We start from the raw sequence: 14,019 nt of genomic DNA on the forward strand, positions 1-14,019 counted from the left end.
GGAACCGGAAGTGCCGGGTCGCTTATCTCGCTTGGGTGGAATTCGCCTCGACACTTCCAGGCTCCTGGTCGAATGGTCTTGCATTTTGGCCGTGGCTGGTGCGGGTTGGTTCATATGCGGCGTATCCAGGCCGAGGGACCAAAACCCGGGAATATAGCGCCCTGACCTCATCGATTTCAAAAACCTCACTCATTTTCTTTGGCACCAGTGGCGGAAAATGCTCGAAAATGCGCCCGGACACAGAAAAACCAATTCTCCTTCACCCGCGCAGCGTACAAAACAATTCGCGTGCCAAAAAGCAATTTCTTATCAATCCCTTTTTTCGTTGCCGACCTTCCTCTCTTTGATACAATATAAGTAATTCATTGTATGAAAGCAGCAGTTCAAAGCATGCCCGTTGCGCTCATATTACTGGTGGCGCTTTCAATGTTCAACCCGCGTATGTCAGCGCTCCGCGCGCAGGGCACAACGGCGTTCACCTATCAAGGCCAGCTTCGCGACGGAGGCACCAACGCCAACGGGACTTACACCATGATTTTCAAGCTATACGATGCCATTAGCAATGGGAACCTAATTGGCAGCGCCATCACCAACAATCCTACACTCGCCAATGGTCTTTTCACGACTAGTCTGGATTTTGGTCCCGGGGCCTTCGACGGCAACGCCCGATGGCTGGAGATTACCATCACGAACGGTCCGGACACACAAACACTTTCCCCACGCGTGCAGGTCTTGCCGGCGCCATATGCTCAATACGCGGCCATTGCAGCGACGGTGACCAACGGTGCGATCAACTCGGCTCAACTCGCCCCGGGAGCTGTCGCTGACTCAAACATTTCTTCAACCACAGCTTTGTTAAAATCAATATCCGAGAACAACCTGCAGATCGTGCGCGGCACTATCAACGCTAACGGCGTGGCGGTGGAAGGCCAGGGTTTCACGGTAAACGTGACCTCCTCGAGCACGCGCACCATCAATTTCGCAATTCCATTTTCCGCGAATCCGACCGTTGCCCTCGGACAACACGGATCCAGCGGGAATTCCGTGGTCGATTTGGTATCTTCAAGCGCCGGCTCCTTTTCGACTGTGGCCAATGGCTCGGCGGGATTCGAATTCATCGCAATCGGTCCAAAATAGAATGAAGCTGAGAATTTTGACTTTTTCGACCTTGATCGTAATGGTTCTGGGCGGCGCGCCGGTGCGTGGACAAAGCAGTGCCCGGTTTGCCATCACGCGCAGCGTGATAGCAAGCGGCGGTGCAACGCTCAGCGCGAGCGCACGCTTCCAGTTGGCAAGCACGGTCGGCCAGCCTCTCGCGTCCGTGCCTGCAAGCGCCCGGTTCTCAGTCCAAGGCGGTTACTTCATCCAGGCCGCCCCAATACTCTTCCCACCCGCCATAATCGGGACGAACCTGATTTTCTCATTTCAGACCGAGTCCGGAGAAGTTTACATCCCGCAATATCGCGCTTCGTTAACGACCGGCGGTTGGCAAAACCTCTCACCGGGTGTTAGCGACGGCACGGTGAAGACGACCACCAACTCTCTCGCTGGCTCGGCACAAATGTTTTTCCGGCTGCTGGAGCGATGATGAAATCTGCGCTGCCAGACCAAGCGACTGAAAAGAGGTAACTATTCAGGTCGGTTCCAAGGCAGTCCAAGACCCGGCGTCATGGACTGCGCCGTCAAGCGTAGCGCGACGGCGCTTTTGGGTTGAGGCACGTGAATCACCCGCGCAGCCCCCGGATATTGGACACGCAACTTGCGAGCCATGGCGTCCATTGATCCACAAGCCGAACTTATCTGTCAATCTCATTAACTGACTCCTTGTCCTTTTTTTCCGGTTTGGCGCCCCTGCGGCGCGCCAAACCGGAAGGAAAAAAGAGGCTGGGAGGGGTGGCGTTTTACCCAGGGCGGCGGCCTCGGCGGCCTTGGCCTGGGCTATTATCAGGCGGCCCCTCCGGGGCTTTGGAAAGGCGAACCAGCCGCGGCAGCCAACGCCGGGAGGCCGCTCGGCGCGTAGCAGGCGCCGTCGGCCCGGAGCGCCTGACGACAATCGTTGGGCATCATGGAGTAAATTCCTGCGGAATCCGTCAAATGGGAGATATGAGAGCGAATTTTATCAAAATCGTTGGACCGGCCATCCTGCTTGCTTTGGGGTCGATTTTTCTCATCAGCGTCCGCGCGCAGAAAACTGGCAGCAGCTCCAGTTCAGTCGCTATGACTACCAACTGGGTGGGATGTTTGGTGGCCGGACGGAGCGACGCTTCCGACCGGATATCACCGGGTCCCTCTCCGACGATTGTTCGTCAGGTGGAGATTGGTTTGCGGAGCGACGGTGTTGTCATCTGGCGAGAAGCCATGGAGCCAGTGAGGTAATACGTCACGTCTGACCGATTCAACCGGCGCAAGCAGTCGATCAGAAGTTCTCCCTCATTCATGCTGCACGGGCGAGCTCGAGACGATGACGAAGCAGGCGTTCTACTTCAGCAACATCGGCTTGTGGGTGTTGCCGGCGAATGCCTTCGCGCGCAATTTCGCAGGACATCTCATGCAGGTCCAGTGCGACCGCGAGCCGTTGCTCTCCTGTCATACCGCGATAGCGCTCGATCTGTTTCGTCAATGCCGTGGCAGCGTCCATGTCTTCTCAATACGCTAATTCACGGCGACTCACAACTTCAAACAGAGGAATGGCGAAAACAAGTTTGAGCCGTGACAATCAGCCGGACTTGTGGCAAACATATTGCGTTACCACGTATGAACGGACCACAAGCCTTTTGTCCACGCTGCAAGAAGGACACCGTTTTTGTCAATGCCGGCGGAATGCGCAGGTGCACAGTTTGTGGTTTCGAAACTGAACTGAGCGAGCCCCATGCGCCTGAGGCAGACTGGGTTGAATCAGCCGTGATGACTGTGGGGCACGTGTTGTTGCGCGTCATCCTTATTATAGGCGTCCTGCTGCTGGTTGGAGTGGCAGTGGTGTTCGCAAGCTGCGCCTTTCATTTCTAGCGCCCGCGCCTGCTTCCTAAATCCTATGAAGCTGATTCTCTTGCGCTATTTGCTGATGCTCGATGCAGCCGTTTTGTTGCTGATTGGGGGATTGTTGGTCTTTGCGCCAGGCCAGGTTGAAATAGTATTTCATTTTCACGACCTGCCAAATGCGGTGAATTACTTGCTCGGGTTATGGGGGTGCGTGTTTGTCACGCTGGGGGTTGGTTACGTGGTTGCTGCCACACATCCCATTCGACACCTGGTCTGGGTGCAGGTGGGCATCGCGCGCGGCGCACTGGAGTGCCTGCTCGGAGGGGTTTACCTGGCGCGCGGGGTCGTCACCTGGCAGCAGGCGGGTTTCGGGATTGTCACGGCGGCTTTGATTACGGGGGCTTACACCGCTCTTTATCCGCGCCGCCCTCTTCGGCCGCCGGCAGCCGCATGAATGATTCCATGGAGTTTTCCCGATGCCGGCTGAGACCATAGTTCCGCAAGAGCCCATGGCGGCCACCCCTGGCCGCTTGCTTAAATGCACCCGCAGCCGTTGCCCGGTGTGCCAGGCTGCCTGCCCTGCCGAGGTTTGGTTGCTGGGCGCTGCCCCGGCAAAAGTCTTTCTCCGGCGCTTTTGCGCCCAGCACGGTGAGGCCTCCGTTTGCATTGCGTCGGACGCGCGCTTTTACTGGGTCGCGCGCGGGAAGCCAGAAAATGCGGAACGATTGGGGGAATCTCCCACCCTGAAAACCGCGCCGTTTAAGAAGCAGGCCTGCTGCGCCGCCACCGGGTGCGCCTCCGGCACGCTGGGGCAGAATGCCGACGGACGCGGCGAAGGCCCCTTCGAGAAACTCTCCACCTGTCTGGCACTCATCGAGGTAGTTCAATCCTGCAACTTATCCTGTCCGACCTGCTACGCCGACTCACCAAACGGCGCGGCCAACCAGGTGACAGCAATCCCGCTTGCGGAGCTACAGACCAGAATCCAGGGGGTCATCGAGCGCAAAGGAGGCATCGAGATTCTGCAGCTTTCAGGAGGCGAGCCGACATTGCATCCCCAGTTTTTTGAGCTCGTTGAATGGGTCCAAAACCACCCCCAAATCGGCTACCTGCTGCTCAATACCAACGGAGTGCGCATTGCAACGGATGAACGATTTGCAAATCAATTGGGCCTGGCAGCTCGACACGGGCGGCTGCAAGTTTATCTCCAGTTCGATGGGGTTCAGGAGCAAGGGCAGCGCCTTTTGAGAGGAGGGGACCTGCGCTCGCTGCGCCAACGGGCTATCGAGCGCTGCGGCCAGATGAAGCTGCCTTTGACACTGGCAATGACGGTGACCCCGATGACCTTGGGCTGGCTTTGGGATGCAATTGAGTTTGGATTACAGCACTCGCACATTCGCGGCATCTGTTTCCAACCACTCTTCCGTTCGGGCCGCCTGCCTGTGCAGCCCGGAGAACGGCTGAACACAGCCGATATCATTTTGTCAGCGGTGGACCAGTCTAAAGGCCGGCTGCGTTTTGAAGATTTCACGCCTCTGCCTTGCGGCGATCCGAATTGCGCCACTATTGGTTACCTCCTGAGAGCAAACGGTCGCACCTATTCTGTGAGCGACTTCATCGATTTCTCACAGGTGCAGGGTTTCCTGAGGGACAAGGTTCGCTACAGACTTGAGGACCTGGTCCGCTGCGGCTGCGAGTCAGAACCGCTGGGCAAATTGTTAAAGCAGTTCGAGATGGACGCATCGAACACCTTCAGGATTCTGATCAAGCCTTTCATGGATGCCTGGACCTGGGACGAGGACCGCATTGACCGGTGCTGCACGCACGTGATTCGACCTGATGGCAAGCTCGATTCATTCTGCAGGTATTACTCCGGTTTCGCCGATATGAGAGCGGCGCCATGATGCTGGCCCCTTATGGCTGGCTGACCCTGGGCGGCCTGGCGGGGAGCCTGGCTTTGTGGCGTCGCATGGCTCGACGCGACCCGCGGTTGCTCACCATTTACCTGGCGGCGTTGGCCGGGGCATTGCTCGGGGCCAAAGTAGTGTATTTCCTTGCGGAGGGATACCTGCACTTAGGCGCGCCGGACATGTGGCGGCAACTGGCAACCGGCAAGAGCATCCTGGGGGGATTGCTGGGCGGCTACGCTGCCGTCGAGGCGGTAAAACGGTTTCTGGGATTTCCCGGCATGACTGGAGACCTGTTTGCGCTGATCGTGCCGGCCGGTGTCCTGGTGGGCCGTATCGGATGTTGGACGAGCGGTTGCTGTCAGGGAATCGCGTGCCAGCCCGCCTGGTTCACCGTGCAGGACGCATCAGGACAAACGCGATGGCCTGCTGTTCCCGTGGAAATGCTCTTTAACCTTCTGGCGTTGGTTATCATTCTTTGGCTGCGTCGGACAAAGCGCCTGCCAGGTCAGCACTTTCATATTTACCTGATCGGGTACGGTGCTTTCCGTTTCCTGCACGAATTCCTCCGTGAGGAGCCGCGGGTATTGGGCCCGTTCACCGGCTACCAAATCGCAGCCCTCGCGGTCCTGACGCTGGGCGCCGCTCGCTTCATTTCAAGGTCGCACAGGGAACACGACAAAATGAGCGCGGAGGAGCTTTGATCGATTCGGAAGCTTGTTGAAGCCTTTCATGTCTTCGCGTAAATTGCGGTCATGCAGGCCATCGCTGAAACTGGGGTGCTGCTGGGCTTATTCAACCTTGGAGGAAGGGAACTAATCCTCTGCCTCGCCTTGGTTGTCATCGTAGTTGGCGCCAGGAAGTTGCCAGAGCTTAGCCGAGGGCTGGGGCGGGGGATTTTCGAGTTTCGTGATTCAGCCCGGCGGGTGACAGAGGAAATCGATGAGGAGGCGAGCGAGGCGGGACGAGCGGTAGGAGGAATTTACGGGAAAGCGGCGGCCCAAGCGATAGCACCAGATAATCAGGTAGCGGAACTATATGATCCCGCAGTGTTTCGGAAAATAACCCAACCACGCAAACGCCCTAATTTTGTGATAAGGAGACTCCTCAGTCTCCGCGAAATGACGCGCCGGGTGCTGCGAGCAATTCGCGGCGTGGGGAGATAAGACGCTGCGCGTCATCAGCCAGTTTGGAGAAGAAACGACGAAGGTATTGTCTGTGGCTACTCGATGAGCAGGGCAAATTCCGCAGGACGCTCGGGTGTGTTCAGGCATTCGCGAAGGTAAGCAACGATTTGCTCTTCGAGCCCCTGGCAACGGGGAGTCCAGCGGCGGGCGCCGGCCAATTGCTTTACGCAGCCGCGCAGGCCATGGAACCGCAGGAGGCGCGGGCTTTGCCGCAGATGCTGCCGCAGCGCTTCGCGCAGGAGCGGAAAGAAAAGCAGTTCGCAACTCTGCCCGGAGTCCCGCGCCAGGCGGAACAAGTCCGATTCGACAACCCTTGTTGCGCGCGGAGCTTCCAGCGGGGCGGCAGGGAGGGGATTGAACCCGCGCAGCACCTTTTCCAGGGCCTCGGCAAACTCGGCGACCGACACGGTCTGCCGCCCCAACTCATGTTTGAAGAAATGGAAAACCGCTTTGGCGGCATGCCGCACAAAATCCGGCTCAAAGCACTGCCCGCTTTGACCGGTTAGCTCGATGGAAATCATGTCCGACGAGAACGGGACGCCCTCGCCGTTGGCCATTTCGAAAATCAAACAGTCCGCCGCTAATGTAATCATTCGCCTCCTCCCAGTTTTTTTACTTCATGAACGAAATCAGTAGCCTCCTGGAACCGCCGGTAAACGCTGGCAAACCGCACATAAGCGACCTCATCGATCTGGCGCAAGCCATCCATGACCATTTTGCCGATGACCTCGGCGGGCACCTCCCGTTCGTAGCGGTCCGTGACCTCGTTGACAATTCGCTCGGCCAGGTCCTCGATTATCTTGGGGCTGATTGGCCGTTTCTGGCAGGCCTTCCGGACCCCGGCCAGCAACTTCTCCTTCGAGAAGTCCTCGCGCCGGCCATCATGTTTGAGCACCACAAGACCCGCGCGCTCGACCTCTTCATACGTCGTAAACCGATAAGCACAGCCGAGACATTCACGCCGGCGCCGAATCGTGGCCCCCTCACGCGAGGCGCGCGAGTCGATTACTTTATCGTCCTGACAGCCGCATTTTGGGCAGCGCATAATCGGTGTTGCCACTGCTAATAGTGGCCGGCCATTATTAACATACTAAACCTTGGGGAGTCAAGCAGGGGACTGGCGAAAAGTTCTCGGAACGCCAATAACAAGGTCGGTTCCAAACCTTTGTAGGAGACGACGTCATGAGTCTCTGATCAAGATTGTCAGATGGCCGCCTTTGGTTCACGCGGAAGTTGCTGACCAGAGACTCCTTACGTCGTCTCCTACACTCAGGAATCGCGGTTCGTTGCTTTGACTTTGTCATTGGCCCCGAAAAGTTCTTGCAGCGTACGGGTAATGCCTCCGTGACTACGGGGCTGCCGGCTGAAGCCGGCGTTCCAGACGCGCGGAACGCCGCCTTTAGGCGGCAGCGCCCGCCGTCACTAACCGATTACGCGTACGGCGGAATTCATCTGTCTAAGGGCTGTACTTTGGATTATATTTTATTCTCATGAATGATAATGCAATTCCATGGTTATTTGGGCTGCTAACAGCGGGTTGGTTTGGCCTCATGGCTCAGAGGGCAGAACGCAATTGGGTCCTGTGGGTGTTGGCTGGAGGTTTTTTTGGCTTAGTCACGACCACCTTTGTGTTCGGTTTGGGCCATGCGGCTGCCATTCCGTTCTCTGATCACCAGAAGGGCGCGCTCCATATCGAATGGACCGTGTTAGCGGGGGTTCTCATCGCCGTGTTCGGCGGGCTCTTTACGATTGGGCTCCGGCGCAAAAACGGCGGCGCCGCCGCGACTGGCAAGGCCGACCCGCAGCTTTCGGAGGGGCCGCCGGCCAACGTGGGTGTCCCTGCGCAACCAGCGGCCAAGACATTAAAGCGCTGATTCGTTGCACTGCCGCCGCCTTTATTCCTAAGCGCTGGGCTTGCCTTTCGCAGGTTGCTGGTGAAAAATTCGGTTCCTATGGGACACGTCAAACTGCATATTCCGGGGCCGGTCGAGGTGAGCGAGAAGACATTTCGCGCCTTTTGCTCGCCGATGATCGGTCACCGCAGCCAGGGGTTCAAAGATTTATACGCCAGGATTCAGCCGCAGTTGCAGCAACTGCTATCAACCAAGCAATTGGTTTATATCAGCACTTCCTCGGCTTGGGGTGTTATGGAAGGGGCCATTCGAAACCTGGTCTCCAAGAAGGCGCTTAACTGCATGTGTGGCGCTTTTTCGGATAAATGGCTCGATGTCTCAAAACGGTGCGGCAAACAAGCCGAGGCGCTGCAAGTGCCGTGGGGCTCGCCCATCCGCGCCGAGGAGGTGGATAAGAAGCTGGCGAGCGGCCAATTCGACGCTCTGACCCTCATCCACAACGAGACCTCAACGGGCGTAATGAGCCCCCTGGCAGAAATCGCCGCACTCAAGAAGAAGTATCCGGAGGTGATGTTCATCGTCGATTCGGTCAGCTCGATGACAGCGGTGCCGCTGAAGTTCGACCAATTGGGAATCGATGTGCTTTTGGCCGGAACGCAAAAGGCCTTTGCGCTGCCGCCGGGGACCGCATTATTTGTTTGCTCTGCTGCAGCTTTGGCGAAGGCAAGCACCATGAAAGACCGCGGTTACTACTTCGATTTTGTCGAATTCCAGAAGAATGCGGAACAACACATGACGCCCAGCACGCCGAGCATCGGCCACGTCTTCGCGCTCGAATCGAAGCTGGGAGATATTTTTGCGGAGGGATTGGAGGCCCGTTACGCGCGGCACCAGCGCGCCAACCGGATGACGCGTGATTGGGCAACCCGGCACGGGTTCAATTTGTTCCCTGAAAAAGGATACGAATCCCTCACGCTGACCTGCGTCAATAACGGGGCCAAACCTGGCAGCCGGACGGTCGATGTGCCCAAGCTGCAGAAACTGGTCAAGGAGCAGGGCTTCCTGATTGATGGCGGCTACGGAAAGATCAAGGGGACGACCTTTAGGATTTCCAATATGGGCGACGAGACCGAATCGAGCATGGGCCGGTTGTTCGAGGCGATGGACAATGCGATGAAACAGTTGTGAACGCTTATTATGGAGACCAAATTCGCTCCTTATCGGAACCTGCTGAAGCGGAGCCGTCAAATCGCCTGGGTTTCAAGCGCCGCCGAGGCGCTGGCCTGGGACATCGAGACCTACATGCCGCCCAAGGCCTTGGATTTTCGCGCCGAGCAAATGGGCCATTTGAGCGGCCACACCCACCGGCTCTTTACCGCAAGAAAAACGGGCGACTGGATTGCGGCGTGCGAACAGAACGGTTTTGTTGCCGATTCCCCTGAGGCCGCTAATGTGCGGGAATGGCGCCGGCGCTATGACCGAGCCGCGAAATTGCCGGCGCGATTGGTCGAGAGGTTTCAGAAAACCTGCGCGCACGCGCGCGAGGCCTGGAAGAAAGCGCGGCAGGAGTCGAATTTTAAGATTTTCAAGCCGCACCTGAAGAAGGTGCTGGAACTGAGCCGGCAACGGGCCGATTACTGGGGCTTCCCGGAATCCCCCTACGACGCCCTGCTGGATGAATTTGAACCCGGCATGCGGGCCGGCCAGGCGCGCGCCTTGTTTGCCCAGTTGCGCCCCGCCATTACCTCGGTTCTCGGTGCCGCCCTTAAACGCTCGGCTTCAGTACCGGAAGATTTGCTCAAGGGCAACTATCCAACCACCGCCCAGCAGGCGCTCAACCGGCGCGCAGCCGAGGCCATCGGTTTCGACTTTTCCGCAGGGCGAATCGATACCACGACACATCCCTTTTGCACCACGCTGGGGCCCGGAGATTGCCGGCTGACCACCCGCTATAACGAGCAGAACTTTACCCAGTCCTTTTATGGCGTGCTTCATGAAGCCGGCCATGGGCTCTACGAGCAAGGGTTGCCCACCGAACATTTCGGCACGCCGCTGGGCAGCGCGGCCTCTTTAGGCATTCACGAATCCCAATCGCGCCTGTGGGAAAACCACATCGGACGCCACCCGGATTTCTGGAAGCATTGGCATCCCATCGCCTGCGAGCACTTTCCCGAACTGAAGCGCATCCCTCCGGAACAACTGGCCGCAGCGGTCAACCGTGTCGCGCCTTCTTTTATCCGGGTCGAAGCCGATCAGGTCACTTACGACCTGCACATCATCCTGCGATTCGAAATTGAAGTGAAGATGATCGAGGGCCAGTTGCCCGTGGCCGATGTGCCGGCCTATTGGAACGAGGAATTCCAGAAGATGCTCGGGTTAAAAATCACCAGGGACTCTGACGGTTGCTTGCAGGACATCCACTGGAGCATGGGGAGTATCGGCTACTTCCCCACTTACACTTTAGGCAACCTCAATGCGGCCCAACTCATGCGCCGGGCGATGGCGGATAACCCAAACCTGGAATCCGCGCTTGCTCAGGGACAGTATCAAACGTTGCTGGCCTGGTTGCGCCAGAAGGTCCATCGTCATGGCCTGCGCTACCTGCCGCAGGAACTGATGCAGCAGGCCACGGGCGAAACCACCCAGACAGCCCATCACCTGGAGTACTTGCGCGCGAAATTCTTGTAGAAACGGGTAAGTGAGACGGAGTGATGCAGTATTGGCGTGATGGAGTGGTGGGAAACCCAATACTCCAGCACTCCGTTTTGAGATTCAGTCTTTCATCAGGCGGAAGGCGCAAACGATCAGTAGCAGCAGCGCAAAGCCGGCGATCGCAGCGGCCACGGACTCGACGATAACACCAGCCGTCCCCAAAATAACCCCAATGAACCCCATTCCGAACAGGACGTAATCCACGGGACCACGAGTGGTCGAATCAAAGTATTCTTCCATAATTACTCAGAATTTAGAACAAGGGCAGAGAAACGCAATGGAACAAACCCATGGAACGTAATCGGTTAGTGACGGCGGGCGCTGCCGCCTAAAGGCGGCGTTCCGCGCGTCCGGAACGCCGGCTTCAGCCGGCAGCCCCGTAGTCACTGAGGCATTACCATGGAACCAACCCTTGCTCCCCCTGGTCTTGAGGCGTAAGTTGACATCGAAAGGGCGGTTTATGCTGCGAAAGACCAAAGAACTGCGACACGCCAAGCTGAGCGCGCGTGATGGGAAGATCGGGCATCTCGAAGACTTCTATTTCGACGACCAGACCTGGACCATGCGCTACCTGGCGGCAGATACCGGCGACTGGCTGCCTCAGCGCAAAGTGCTGATCTCGCCTTTTGCTGTAGCGGCCATCCACTTGGAGCGACATAAGGCCATCGAGGTCAATCTCACCAAAAAACAAATCAAGGACAGCCCCTCCATTGAAACCCATAAACCCGTTTCGCGGCAATTCGAGGCGGAGTACTTTCAGTATTATGGCTGGCCTTATTATTGGCCCGGACCATTACTTTGGGGACCGCTGGAAGCGCCGGGCGCTTTCATTCCATCGGCGTTTCCACCTGAACCGCACCCTCGCCAGGCGCCCGAGGGGCCGGATGCCCACTTGCGCAGTGTGTTCGAAATAATCGGGTTCAACGGCTACCAGGTCCAGGCACTCGACGAGGTATTCGGCCACATCGAGGAGTTTATCTTCGATGATCAGACCTGGTCGATTCGCTATCTGGTGGCTGATAGGCGCCATTGGCTGCCGGCAAAACGCGCGCTCCTGGCGCCTCAGTGGATTTCCTGGGTGAGTTGGCCTGAAGCAAGGGTCTATATCGATCTGGATAAGGAAACTGTCCGGCGCGCCCCGGAATATGAGCCCTCCAAACCGATTACGCGCGAATACGAAGAGAAGCTCTTCACCCATTACACCCGCCAGCCCTATTGGGAGATGCAAGGCGCTTCAAAAAGCTCCCAGGAAAAGCAGAAAGCGGAAAGAGGAAATTTCTAAAGGGGGCATGTTTTGAAAGTGGTCGGCTCTCCCGTCGTTCTCCTCGAAACCCCCGGAAAACCGAGGACGAATAGCGGCAGTTTCACTTCTGCTTTCCGCTTTCTGCTTTAACCAATGAGGCATCATTCCCATCCTCATTGACATCCCAAGCAGCTTTAAGAACACTGCGCGTCTTATGGCTGAACCCAAGACGGGCGAGTTGATGGAGAAAATCGTTTCGCTTTGCAAGCGGCGGGGTTTCATTTTCCAATCCTCAGAAATCTACGGTGGTTTGAACGGGTTCTGGGATTACGGCCCGCTTGGGGCCGAGCTTAAGCGCAACATCAAAGAGTGCTGGTGGCGCCAGATGAGCCAATTGCGCGACGATGTGGTGGGCCTGGAGGCTTCGATTATCATGCACCCCCGCATTTGGGAGGCCAGCGGCCACACCAGCACCTTTAGCGATTTAATGGTCGATTGTCTCCTGACCCAAAAGCGGTTCCGGGCCGACCAAATCGAGCCACAAAGCGGCGTAGCGTGGTTTTATTCCGGCGCCACCGATGGGGCCAAAGATTGCAAGGAGCACTTCTCGGTGCTGGTCGCCAAGGGCAAACCGGTCGAAAGCGCCCGCCGGGCGGCGGCAACGTTTTACCGCCAGCGCGGTCTGCAGGAACCCGTCCTGGCGGGCGAACGCTCCGAGCTGGTGCAGAACTCGACGCGCTACAATCCCGAGAACGGCAGCCTGCTGACTGAACCTCGCGCCTTTAACCTGATGCTCAAGACCTATGTCGGCCCAGTCGAGAGCGAGGATAACAAATCCTACCTTCGGCCCGAGACGGCCCAGGCCATTTTTGTTCAATTCAAGAACGTGCTGGAAGTATCGAGGCAGCGGGTGCCCTTTGGGATATGCCAGGTCGGCAAGGCCTTTCGCAATGAAATCAATCCGCGTAACTTCACCTTCCGCTCGCGCGAATTCGAGCAGATGGAACTCGAGTTTTTCATCAAGCCTGACGAGGCAATCGAAGCCATTTGCGGGAGCGTCGCCCAATCGAGCGGCCCGGGCCATCCGGGCGAACCGCAACCCAACTGGGGCTGGCAGCTTTGGCACCAATACTGGGTCGAGGAGCGCCTTCGGTTTTATGAAAGTATCGGCCTGCCCCGCAGGTCGCTGGTCGAGTATTGGCAAAAACCGCAGGAACTGGCTCATTATGCCCGTGCGACGGTCGATATTCTCTTCAAATTCCCGTTCAGCAAACGGGACGAAAGCGGCGAACTGACGGGTGAGGAGCTGGAAGGAGTGGCCGCGCGCGGGGATTTCGACCTCTCACAGCACCAGCGTTTTGCGGCCAAACCGATGAGCGTTTTCGATGAAGACCTCAAGATGGCCTGGCCTAAGCTGGCGGAGTCTAAAAAAGCCGAGCTGTCGCAACGCTATGGCCAAGGGCGCAGAAAGTATCTGGTAAAAATGGGCGAGACGGAAGAACGCGCCGAGGTGCAGGCGCGCGAGGATGCCGAATCTCTCGGAAAGGGCTACTATATACCCCACGTTATCGAGCCTTCGGCGGGCGTGGATCGGCTGGCCCTGGCGCTCATTTGCAATGCCTATACCGAAGACCAGGCTCCGGACGAAAAGGGCAAGCTCGAAGCGCGCGTGGTCATGAAATTTCACCCCCGAATTGCACCCATCAAAGTCGCCGTGTTCCCGCTGCTCAAGAACAAACCCGACCTGGTCAAAAAGGCAAAAGAGGTCCGTGACTTGTTGCGCCCGCACATGTCGGTCTTTTATGATGAAGCGGGCGCAATTGGCCGCCGGTACCGGCGGCAGGATGAGGCGGGGACCCCCTTTGGCGTGACGATTGATTTCGAGACTCTGGGAGAACAAGGGCCGGCGCTCACCGACACAGTAACCCTGCGCGAACGCGACAGCATGAAACAGGAGCGGGTCAAGATTGCGGCTCTCCCGGCCCTCCTGGTGGAGAAGGTTCGTTGAAAGAGGCTGCTCAGACCACGACCCAGACAAAAGGCGGGCCAGTTCCAGAGGAGTCTTCAACATGCGCTACAACCGTAAGCTGCCGAGGATTCTCCCTCTCCCCTTCGGAAGGGGAGAGGGTCGGGGAGAG

17 protein-coding genes are annotated in these 14,019 nt (G+C 57.6%); 13 read left to right on the top strand and 4 right to left on the bottom strand.

Features of this window, described 5'->3' with window-relative positions:
• Window positions 1-369: 369 nt before the first annotated feature.
• The 3 genes from VG146_13150 (at window position 370) to VG146_13160 (ending at window position 2,376) form a co-directional block, all read left to right on the top strand.
• Window positions 370-1,137 carry a hypothetical protein gene (locus tag VG146_13150; GenBank protein HEV2393295.1) on the top strand — a complete coding sequence of 256 codons (768 nt, stop codon included), beginning with the start codon at window positions 370-372 and terminating at the stop codon, window positions 1,135-1,137.
• 1 nt (window position 1,138) lies between these two features.
• The gene (locus VG146_13155) at window positions 1,139-1,588 is read left to right on the top strand and encodes a hypothetical protein (protein ID HEV2393296.1); all 450 of its coding nucleotides are present in this window, start codon (window positions 1,139-1,141) and stop codon (window positions 1,586-1,588) included.
• Window positions 1,589-2,103: 515 nt separating this feature from the next.
• On the top strand, window positions 2,104-2,376 hold the full coding sequence (locus tag VG146_13160) for a hypothetical protein (protein HEV2393297.1): 273 nt from the start codon (window positions 2,104-2,106) through the stop codon (window positions 2,374-2,376).
• Between the two features lie 58 nt (window positions 2,377-2,434).
• Here the strand turns inward: VG146_13160 and VG146_13165 are convergent, their stop codons facing one another.
• Window positions 2,435-2,638 (bottom strand): hypothetical protein, encoded by a 204-nt coding sequence (locus tag VG146_13165; GenBank protein HEV2393298.1) that lies wholly within the window; start codon window positions 2,636-2,638, stop codon window positions 2,435-2,437.
• A 116-nt stretch (window positions 2,639-2,754) separates the two neighbouring features.
• On the opposite strand from VG146_13165, the gene VG146_13170 reads away from it, so the two are divergent.
• From VG146_13170 to VG146_13190, 5 genes are read left to right on the top strand one after another with little or no spacing between them, the layout of a single operon-like run.
• The gene (locus tag VG146_13170; protein HEV2393299.1) at window positions 2,755-3,006 is read left to right on the top strand and encodes a hypothetical protein; all 252 of its coding nucleotides are present in this window, start codon (window positions 2,755-2,757) and stop codon (window positions 3,004-3,006) included.
• A 25-nt stretch (window positions 3,007-3,031) separates the two neighbouring features.
• Window positions 3,032-3,433, top strand: a complete 402-nt coding sequence (locus VG146_13175; protein HEV2393300.1) for a hypothetical protein — start codon at window positions 3,032-3,034, stop codon at window positions 3,431-3,433.
• A gap of 55 nt (window positions 3,434-3,488) precedes the next feature.
• Window positions 3,489-4,883 carry a radical SAM protein gene (locus VG146_13180; GenBank protein HEV2393301.1) on the top strand — a complete coding sequence of 465 codons (1,395 nt, stop codon included), beginning with the start codon at window positions 3,489-3,491 and terminating at the stop codon, window positions 4,881-4,883.
• Entirely contained in the window at window positions 4,880-5,590 is a 711-nt protein-coding gene (locus VG146_13185; protein ID HEV2393302.1) for a prolipoprotein diacylglyceryl transferase family protein, read from the top strand. Before VG146_13180 ends, VG146_13185 begins: the two co-directional genes overlap by 4 nt.
• 51 nt (window positions 5,591-5,641) lie before the next feature.
• Window positions 5,642-6,052, top strand: a complete 411-nt coding sequence (locus tag VG146_13190) for a twin-arginine translocase TatA/TatE family subunit (protein HEV2393303.1) — start codon at window positions 5,642-5,644, stop codon at window positions 6,050-6,052.
• 56 nt (window positions 6,053-6,108) lie between these two features.
• Here the strand turns inward: VG146_13190 and VG146_13195 are convergent, their stop codons facing one another.
• Both VG146_13195 and nrdR read right to left on the bottom strand, forming a co-directional pair.
• A complete protein-coding gene (locus VG146_13195) occupies window positions 6,109-6,666 on the bottom strand; it encodes a hypothetical protein (protein ID HEV2393304.1) in 558 nt (185 codons plus the stop codon).
• Window positions 6,663-7,133, bottom strand: coding sequence for a transcriptional regulator NrdR (gene nrdR / locus VG146_13200; protein ID HEV2393305.1), 471 nt, complete (start codon window positions 7,131-7,133; stop codon window positions 6,663-6,665). The genes VG146_13195 and nrdR overlap by 4 nt, the downstream gene beginning before the upstream one ends.
• A 430-nt stretch (window positions 7,134-7,563) precedes the next feature.
• On the opposite strand from nrdR, the gene VG146_13205 reads away from it, so the two are divergent.
• The 3 genes from VG146_13205 (at window position 7,564) to VG146_13215 (ending at window position 10,614) form a co-directional block, all read left to right on the top strand.
• Entirely contained in the window at window positions 7,564-7,947 is a 384-nt protein-coding gene (locus VG146_13205; protein HEV2393306.1) for a hypothetical protein, read from the top strand.
• Window positions 7,948-8,025: 78 nt separating this feature from the next.
• The gene (locus VG146_13210) at window positions 8,026-9,114 is read left to right on the top strand and encodes an alanine--glyoxylate aminotransferase family protein (GenBank protein HEV2393307.1); all 1,089 of its coding nucleotides are present in this window, start codon (window positions 8,026-8,028) and stop codon (window positions 9,112-9,114) included.
• Window positions 9,115-9,123: 9 nt separating this feature from the next.
• The gene (locus tag VG146_13215; protein HEV2393308.1) at window positions 9,124-10,614 is read left to right on the top strand and encodes a carboxypeptidase M32; all 1,491 of its coding nucleotides are present in this window, start codon (window positions 9,124-9,126) and stop codon (window positions 10,612-10,614) included.
• Between the two features lie 84 nt (window positions 10,615-10,698).
• Here VG146_13215 and VG146_13220 read toward each other — a convergent pair whose 3' ends face one another.
• The gene (locus VG146_13220; GenBank protein ID HEV2393309.1) at window positions 10,699-10,878 is read right to left on the bottom strand and encodes a hypothetical protein; all 180 of its coding nucleotides are present in this window, start codon (window positions 10,876-10,878) and stop codon (window positions 10,699-10,701) included.
• Window positions 10,879-11,098: 220 nt separating this feature from the next.
• Between VG146_13220 and VG146_13225 the strand changes: the two genes are divergently transcribed.
• On the top strand, window positions 11,099-11,920 hold the full coding sequence (locus tag VG146_13225) for a PRC-barrel domain-containing protein (protein ID HEV2393310.1): 822 nt from the start codon (window positions 11,099-11,101) through the stop codon (window positions 11,918-11,920).
• 175 nt (window positions 11,921-12,095) lie between these two features.
• Window positions 12,096-13,889 (top strand): glycine--tRNA ligase, encoded by a 1,794-nt coding sequence (locus tag VG146_13230; GenBank protein HEV2393311.1) that lies wholly within the window; start codon window positions 12,096-12,098, stop codon window positions 13,887-13,889.
• Window positions 13,890-14,019 lie beyond the last annotated feature (130 nt).

The sequence above is a fragment of the Verrucomicrobiia bacterium genome (genome assembly GCA_035946615.1).
In the GTDB taxonomy this organism is placed as follows: Bacteria; Verrucomicrobiota; Verrucomicrobiia; order Limisphaerales; family UBA8199; genus DASYZB01.

Excerpts from the sequence above, each read along its gene's own strand:
- VG146_13150 (HEV2393295.1), top strand. The coding sequence starts at position 370 with ATGAAAGCAGCAGTTCAAAGCATGCCCGTTGCGCTCATATTACTGGTG.
- VG146_13155 (HEV2393296.1), top strand. The coding sequence starts at position 1,139 with ATGAAGCTGAGAATTTTGACTTTTTCGACCTTGATCGTAATGGTTCTG.
- VG146_13160 (HEV2393297.1), top strand. The coding sequence starts at position 2,104 with ATGAGAGCGAATTTTATCAAAATCGTTGGACCGGCCATCCTGCTTGCT.
- VG146_13165 (HEV2393298.1), bottom strand. The coding sequence starts at position 2,638 with ATGGACGCTGCCACGGCATTGACGAAACAGATCGAGCGCTATCGCGGT.
- VG146_13170 (HEV2393299.1), top strand. The coding sequence starts at position 2,755 with ATGAACGGACCACAAGCCTTTTGTCCACGCTGCAAGAAGGACACCGTT.
- VG146_13175 (HEV2393300.1), top strand. The coding sequence starts at position 3,032 with ATGAAGCTGATTCTCTTGCGCTATTTGCTGATGCTCGATGCAGCCGTT.
- VG146_13180 (HEV2393301.1), top strand. The coding sequence starts at position 3,489 with ATGGCGGCCACCCCTGGCCGCTTGCTTAAATGCACCCGCAGCCGTTGC.
- VG146_13185 (HEV2393302.1), top strand. The coding sequence starts at position 4,880 with ATGATGCTGGCCCCTTATGGCTGGCTGACCCTGGGCGGCCTGGCGGGG.
- VG146_13190 (HEV2393303.1), top strand. The coding sequence starts at position 5,642 with ATGCAGGCCATCGCTGAAACTGGGGTGCTGCTGGGCTTATTCAACCTT.
- VG146_13195 (HEV2393304.1), bottom strand. The coding sequence starts at position 6,666 with ATGATTACATTAGCGGCGGACTGTTTGATTTTCGAAATGGCCAACGGC.
- VG146_13205 (HEV2393306.1), top strand. The coding sequence starts at position 7,564 with ATGAATGATAATGCAATTCCATGGTTATTTGGGCTGCTAACAGCGGGT.
- VG146_13210 (HEV2393307.1), top strand. The coding sequence starts at position 8,026 with ATGGGACACGTCAAACTGCATATTCCGGGGCCGGTCGAGGTGAGCGAG.
- VG146_13215 (HEV2393308.1), top strand. The coding sequence starts at position 9,124 with ATGGAGACCAAATTCGCTCCTTATCGGAACCTGCTGAAGCGGAGCCGT.
- VG146_13220 (HEV2393309.1), bottom strand. The coding sequence starts at position 10,878 with ATGGAAGAATACTTTGATTCGACCACTCGTGGTCCCGTGGATTACGTC.
- VG146_13225 (HEV2393310.1), top strand. The coding sequence starts at position 11,099 with ATGCTGCGAAAGACCAAAGAACTGCGACACGCCAAGCTGAGCGCGCGT.
- VG146_13230 (HEV2393311.1), top strand. The coding sequence starts at position 12,096 with ATGGCTGAACCCAAGACGGGCGAGTTGATGGAGAAAATCGTTTCGCTT.